Annotated in this window: 7 protein-coding genes; 1 reads left to right on the top strand and 6 read right to left on the bottom strand. The window is 72.4% G+C overall.

The genetic code is table 11. From position 1 onward, the window contains the following. Positions 1–418, bottom strand: a 418-nt coding sequence (locus GA0115240_RS12930) for a helix-turn-helix domain-containing protein (protein ID WP_161302184.1), incomplete at its 3' end; no start/stop codon positions are given. Positions 419–857: 439 nt separating this feature from the next. Here GA0115240_RS12930 and GA0115240_RS36820 point away from each other — a divergent pair. After that, the gene (locus GA0115240_RS36820; protein ID WP_161302182.1) at positions 858–1,196 is read left to right on the top strand and encodes a DUF4333 domain-containing protein; all 339 of its coding nucleotides are present in this window, start codon (positions 858–860) and stop codon (positions 1,194–1,196) included. An 87-nt stretch (positions 1,197–1,283) separates the two neighbouring features. Here the strand turns inward: GA0115240_RS36820 and GA0115240_RS12920 are convergent, their stop codons facing one another. The 5 genes from GA0115240_RS12920 to GA0115240_RS12900 form a co-directional block, all read right to left on the bottom strand. Continuing rightward, entirely contained in the window at positions 1,284–1,976 is a 693-nt protein-coding gene (locus GA0115240_RS12920; protein WP_256069793.1) for a response regulator, read from the bottom strand. Then, entirely contained in the window at positions 1,973–3,130 is a 1,158-nt protein-coding gene (locus GA0115240_RS12915) for a sensor histidine kinase (protein WP_256069792.1), read from the bottom strand. Before GA0115240_RS12915 ends, GA0115240_RS12920 begins: the two co-directional genes overlap by 4 nt. Before the next feature lie 324 nt (positions 3,131–3,454). Further along, positions 3,455–4,147 carry a vWA domain-containing protein gene (locus tag GA0115240_RS12910; protein ID WP_093736827.1) on the bottom strand — a complete coding sequence of 231 codons (693 nt, stop codon included), beginning with the start codon at positions 4,145–4,147 and terminating at the stop codon, positions 3,455–3,457. A gap of 22 nt (positions 4,148–4,169) precedes the next feature. Continuing rightward, entirely contained in the window at positions 4,170–5,555 is a 1,386-nt protein-coding gene (locus GA0115240_RS12905; RefSeq protein ID WP_093736826.1) for a hypothetical protein, read from the bottom strand. Beyond that, positions 5,555–6,486, bottom strand: a 932-nt coding sequence (locus GA0115240_RS12900) for a protein phosphatase 2C domain-containing protein (protein ID WP_218087422.1), incomplete at its 5' end; no start/stop codon positions are given. The genes GA0115240_RS12905 and GA0115240_RS12900, both read right to left, overlap by 1 nt.

Here is a 6,486-nt window from a genome sequence, read left to right as displayed (position 1 = left end):
CGATCGCCTCGTCGGTGGCCGCCTCGTCGGTGGCCGCCTCGTCGGTGGTTGCCCCGCCGCCCGCCGATCCCGGGGTCTCCTGCCGTGGGGTCTCCTGCCGAGGCGCGGCGGCCGCGGCAGGCTCCGGGTCGGTTCCGCCGCCGCGTTGCGGCGGGGCCCAGGCATGAGCGGCGGATTCCCACCGGACATGCAACTGCTCCCAGTCCGCGTGCGTCAACCGGCCCAGCCCGGCGACGGCGGCCCACGGGGGCAGTCGGTGCCCGTTGAGGTAACGCACCCAGGAACTGCGGCTGTAGCCCGACTTGGAGGCGAGCGTCGCCACGGTCACCCCGCTGCGGTCCACATGGCGGCGCATGTCCCGCACCAGCCGGGCCACCTCGATCGGCAGGTCGTGCGGCAACGGTCGCCAGCGGCCCACGACACCCCCTCCTCCCCCGCCCCAACTGTCTCACAGCCGTCCTGCACGGGCACCCAACCGCTGGACATCCGCACAGGTCAGAGACTGGACCGTCCCACACGGGTCACCTGTCCGCCGTGCTTCCCGCTACCCGCCGGCCGGCCCGGCATCGAGGGCGAAGAGCTGGGCGAGAACCGCGGCGCAGGTGCCGCGGCCGGCGGTGCCCACTCCCCCACGTCGGGCGGAGCGTCGGCGAGATCGGGTCGCGATGGGGTTTGCGCGACCCGGCGGTGTCCGACCGGACCTTCCCGTCGGCCTCGTCCTTTCGGCCGAGACCGGCGTGCACAACCAGCCGTTGGGCGGAGGCGGCGGGGGCGCCCGCGGGAGGAGGCTCTGCGGTGAACAGCCGCTGGGGAGCGACCGGTTGGGACCGGCCGCCCCGCGAACCGAGGAGCACCGTATGAAGCGCATCGTCATTGCCCTGGCCGTGGCCGCCGTTCTGGCGGGAGGCATCGTGGTGGCCTGGAACATCATGGACAACTCGTCGGTGGCGACCGCGAGCGGGGCGGATCACACGGTGCCGCGCAGCGAGGTCGAAAAGCTCGCCAAGGAGAACTTCGGCATCCCGTTCGTCCAGGGCGGCCCGCAATCCGTCAGCTGCCCGCGGGGGTTGCACGCGAAGGTGGAGGACACCGTGTCGTGCACCGCTGTCTTCAAGGGCCGGAGCAGGACGATGCTCATCTCCGTGACCGGGGTCAAGGGTGACCGGGTGAGTTTCGACTACGGCGTGTTGAAGTAGGTCGGCCGAAGGCCGGAGACGGGGAAGTGGCGGGATGCGGCCCGGCGGCAATCGACCCGCCGCCGGGCGGCGTGGCCGGCGACCGGATCAGCGGTCGCCGACCACGCCGCAGCGCCAGGCCCAGGCGGCGATCTCCACCCGGTTCCGCAGCTTCAACTTGGCCTGAATGCTGGCCATATGGGTCTTGACGGTGGAGAGCGAGACGAAAAGCTCCTCGCAGATCTCCTGGTTGGTCCGCCCGTCGGCGACCAGCCGGGTCACCTCCAGTTCCCGCGCCGTCAGCGGACTGGCGGACACCTCCGCCATCTCCGCCCGGACCGCGGGCCGTTGGCTGCCCATCCGCTCCAACAGCCGTACGGTCACGGCGGGCGAGATCAGCGCGTCGCCGCGTGCCGCCGCGCGTACGGCCTCGATCAGCAGCCCGGGGCCCGCGTCTTTCAGCAGGAACCCGCAAGCGCCGCCGTGCAGCGCCCCGTAGACGTAGTCGTCCTGGTCGAAGGTGGTCACGACCACCACACGCAACGGGTCGACGGCCTTCGGGCCGGCGAGCAGCCGGGTCACTTCCAGCCCGTCGAGTCTCGGCATCCGGATGTCGACGAGGCACACGTCGGGGCGCAGCTTCCTGGCCAGTTCCACGCACTGCACGCCGTCGGCCGCCTCGCCCACGACCTCGATGTCCGGCTGGGTCTGCAGGATCAACCGGAAGCCGGTGAGCACCATTTCCTGGTCGTCGGCGATCAGGACCCGGACAGGTTTCGCTGATCCGCTGACTTGGGTCACGCCGGTGATCCTGCCACAGCGCCGCGCAGAGGGAATTCCGCCGTCAGCCGCCAGCCGCCGTCCTCGGCCCGGCTCGCGTGCAGCGTGCCGCCGACGGCCTCGGTGCGTTCGGTCAGGCCGACCAGGCCGAGGCCGCCCCGCCCGCCGAGCGGCTCGGCGTTGGGGGCCGTCTGCCGCGGCGGCGGGGCGTTGTGCACCTCCACCCGCAGCCGCCGGGCATCCGCGTCGTCGCCCGACAGGCCGACCCGTACGGAGACGGACGGCGATCCCGGCGCGTGGCGGCGTATGTTCGTCAGCCCCTCGCGCACCACGTTCCGCACCGACGTCTCCACTTCCGCGTCGGGCCGCGCCTGCCGGGCTCCGGCCGCGATCTGGAGGGTGGCGGGGGCGTCGCGTTCGGCGAACGCGGCCACCAGGTCGCCCAGTTCGGCGAACAGGTCGCCGGGCCGCACCGTCCGTACCTCGTCCTCACGCAGCACCCGGACCAGCTTGCGCATCGACTGCAGGGTCTCGGACCCGGCCTGCTCGATGCGGCGCAGCAGCGGCTCCACCTGCTCGGGCGCGCTGTCCCGGATCGCCCGCGCGGCCTGGGCCTGGACGACGATGCCCGTGACGTGGTGGGCGACGAAGTCGTGCAGCTCGCGGGCGAGTTCGAGGCGTTCGCTCTGACGGGTGTCGGCGATCGCGCGCCGTCTGCGGTCGTCGAGGCTGCGCAGATAGCAGCCGAGGCCAACCGCGCCGCCGGTGGGGAAGGTCAGGAGCAGGGAGATGACACTGCTGTCGCTGTCCAGCCGCATCGGGGCCGCTATCACGGCCAGGCCCAGTGCGCCGCTCAGCACCGCGGCCGGCCAGGGCCGCGGGATGTCCTTCGCCGTGCGCACCAGCAGGAGCAGCAGGCACAGCGTCTCCAGCAGGCCCCAGCCGGCGAACGTCGGCGTCACGGAGGTGAGGAGAGCCCCCGTGGTCGCCCCCGAGGCGATCACCGCGGCAGCCGCGCCCCAGGTCAGCACGGCGGGTCGGCCCGGCAGCAGCAGCGCGACGGCCGCCACGAGGCCCGGCGCCAGCCGCCACCACACGCCGTTCCCTTCGAGGCCGGCGGTGCTCTCGGTGCCGGTCACATCGAGCACCCACAGCACCGCCATGGCCACCGCCACCGCGGTGAAGGCGGTGCGGCGGGACAGCCGGGAGGGGGAGGTCCGGTCGTTTCGGCCCTGGGGGCTTCGGCTCTGCGGGCTTCGCGCTTGGGGGTGTCGGCCTTGCCCGCTTCTGTCTCGCACGTCTCGGTCTCGCACATCTCGCAGCGTAGGGGCGGCCCCCGCCGCGCGGCCTCGGCCGAAAGGACGACGTGGCGGAGGGAGACCGGCCGGTCGGCCGAGGCGACGCGCCGGAAGCCTCCGTGGACGCGCGCCGCGCGATCCCGGCCGTCCGCGTCGGGAGCGGGCGGGCGCCCGCCCCGACGCACCGCCTCATTCTCAGTCTCAGTCCATCAGGTCCAGCGGAAGCGTCTTGAACTCGGATATCTCCGCCGGGACTTGCAGCTGCTGCACCTTCGCCGACGCCACCAGCGAGTTGAGCAGGCTGGCCAGCGCCGCGGACAGTGCCTCACCGGTACTGGCCATGTCCCCCTCGGCCAAGTACGCGGCGGCGGTGGCCAGTTTGCTCAGCACCAGCTCGCTGGCCCCGCCGAATCCGTAGGTGACGATGTGCGGGTGGCGCTTCCAGTTCGCGTCCTGCAGCAGGTCCGCGCCGGTCCGCCAGGTGCCCACCGGCCGGTCGGTGGGCGCCCCGTCGGTGAGCAGGAACACCACCGGCCGCAGCACGGCGACGGACGCCGCGGACAGCATCTCGACGTCCTGATCGATCTGGTCGCGGACGAGCCGGCACATCGGCAGGAAGTTGGTCGCCCCGGAACAGGTGACGGTCGGCAGGTTCTGCAGCTGCTCGATGTCGGTCATCGGGGTGACCACGTGGGCCTCGGTGTTGAACGAGATCACCGACAGGTGGATGAACTCCGAGATGTCCGGGCGGGTGAAGAGGGTGTCGTAGATGTGCAGCAGCGTGTCGTTGAGCAGGGTCTCGAACTTCTGCATGGAGGAGGAGGTGTCCAGGACCAGGTAGGCCGGCAGGCCCTTGGCCTTGTACGGGTGGTCGAAGTCGGGCTGTTCACTCATGATTTTCTCCGCAACGTGCTGTCTAGAGGGGCCAGTCGAAGAGCAGGGTGGAGCCGAGGAGCGCCGCGAGGACGACGACCACGAGAAGCAGGGTGTTGAAGACGAGGTTCAGCAGCCGCGCCTTCGGTGGCGCCCCCGCGGTGGGCCGCGGGGCAGGCGGGATCGCAACGGGCGGTGTGGTCTTCGGCGGGGTCGTCTTCGGTGGGGTCGTTTTCGGCGGGGTCGTCTTCGGCGGGGTCGTTTTCGGCGGGGTCACCACCACCGGGGCCGGCCGCCCCGGCGGTGTCCTCGGCGGTGTCTTCGGGGCTGTGCCGCCCGTCCGCGACCGGCCGCTCAGGTCCACCGACCCCGTCACATTCGACGCCGTCCGGGACGGCGCGGAGGTGGCCGCGGAAGTGGACTGCCCCACCTGCGACGCCCCGGGCGCCTTCGCCGCGGCGACGGTCGGCGGCCCCACCTTTCTCGACCCGATCACGTTCGACCGGTTGGTCCTGGCGCCGGGGGTGGTGCTGCTCGCCGCCCCCGGACGCCCGTTGGACGCCCGGCCGTCGAGCGCGGCCAGCAGTTCTTCGGGCGTGCAACGCTGCTCGGCGACGCGGGCGTTCAGCGTGAGGAACAGGGCGGCGGACAGCGGCGTGGAGCCGGTCTCGTTCACCAGAGCGCGATGGGCCGCCATCGGGTCGCCGCGCTCCCCGGTCAGACAGCGCACAGTGAGCACCGCCAGCTTGTAGCGGTCGCTGAGCACGGTCAGCGCGGGCTTGCGCGCCTCGGAGAACAGCGGGTCCTCCCAGCCGTTCGACTGGATCCACTTGCGGGTGCCGATGCCGCAGGTGTCCATGTCGATGACGAAGACGGCACCGGTGCCCTGCTCCCAGAAGACGTTGCTGTAGGACCAGTCCCCGTACACGATGTCGTGCCGGGCGAAGAGGTCACCGATGCCCAGCAGCGACCGTACGGCCTGCTCCCGGACCGCGCGGTCGGCCGGCCGGATGCCGCGTTTGACGCATTTGGCGTCGGTGGCCACCAGCCAGTCGAGCGGCAGCGGCGCGAAGTCCTGCAGTTCGCCCTTGATGTTCCGCAGCCGGGCGGAGAAGCGGTTCGGCGCCTTGGCCATGACGATGCCCTGCACAGTGCCGCCGTCGACGATCCGGGCGACCGGCCAGGAGACGGAAGCACCGATCAGCGTCCGGTCCGCCGGCGTCATCGAGGCGGGCAGCCGGATCAGGTTCTCCAACGCGCTGGGCGCCGTCCCCGGCACGGGTGCCTTGTAGAGCTTGGCGAGCCAGCCCGGGTGCCCGGCGATCTCGTACACCTGCCGCGACTCGCCGTCGTCCGTGGACAGCACCCGCCCCGCGGGCACGTCCGACAGGCTCACCTTCGGCCGGAACGGGCTGGCCGCCGACGTCATCACCGCTGCCTTCCCTTGGCGGCGGTGCCCGGGGTGTCCCCGCACCAGACCACGACGGCGGTGCGGTCGTCGTGCAACTGCGCCTGCTCGAAGCCCACATCGAGCAGGAAGGCACCCACCGGGGGCGGCTGACGCCAGCGTTCGGCGAACCACTGCTGGGCGTCCGGCCCGAGTGCGAACGCGTCCGCGACGCCGTCCGTGGTCAGGGCCATCACCTCGCCGGGGCCCATCTCCACCACCCCGTACGGCAGATGCTCCACGTCATGCGGCAGGAAGTGCGCGACGGCACTGGGATCCAGGCCGCCCTTCTCGTCGCCGATCAGCCGCTCCCAGTGCCGGTGGACCAGCCGCCAGGCGCTGACATCGCCGATGGCGCCGAGCCAGCAGCGGCGGACGCCGTCCGGGTCCGGCCGGGCCGGGATCACCGCCGCCAGCGCGACCGCCCGCACCTCGTCGGCGGTCCAGCCGCGCTGCTCGGCGGCTCCGTACATCTGGCGGGCAGCCGCCAGGAAGACCTCCCGGACGTTGATCCGCTGCAACGGGACTCCCCGGTCGAGCAGTTCGCGGAGTGTGTTCACCAGGGCGATGACGGCGGCGACAGCCCCGACGTCGGAGTGCTCGCTGTCCGACATGCCGTCGGCCACCGCGACGACCAGATGGCCGCCCGCGCTGTCCTGCCCGATCCGGTACGCGTCCTGCCGCGGAACGCCCCGGCTGCGGTGGGACGGACCGCTCACCGAGGCGGCCCGGAGCTGCAATCCGCCGAGGACCGCCTCGTCCGCGGTGATCGCGGCGGCGGACGGCGTGGCCGGCAGCAGCCACGGGGCGGTCCCGGCGGGCGAGGCCTTGCGCAGGACGGGGAACCGGCCGGCCTCGTCCGGCCGACCCACCGGGGGCCGCTCCTGGCGCTCCTGGCGCTCTTTGAGTTTCG

It is taken from the genome of Streptomyces sp. DvalAA-14, from assembly GCF_900091855.1.
Classification (GTDB): domain Bacteria; phylum Actinomycetota; class Actinomycetes; order Streptomycetales; family Streptomycetaceae; genus Actinacidiphila.
Note: the sequence above shows the minus strand (reverse complement) of the source record. Positions and strands in the feature narration are given on the sequence as shown.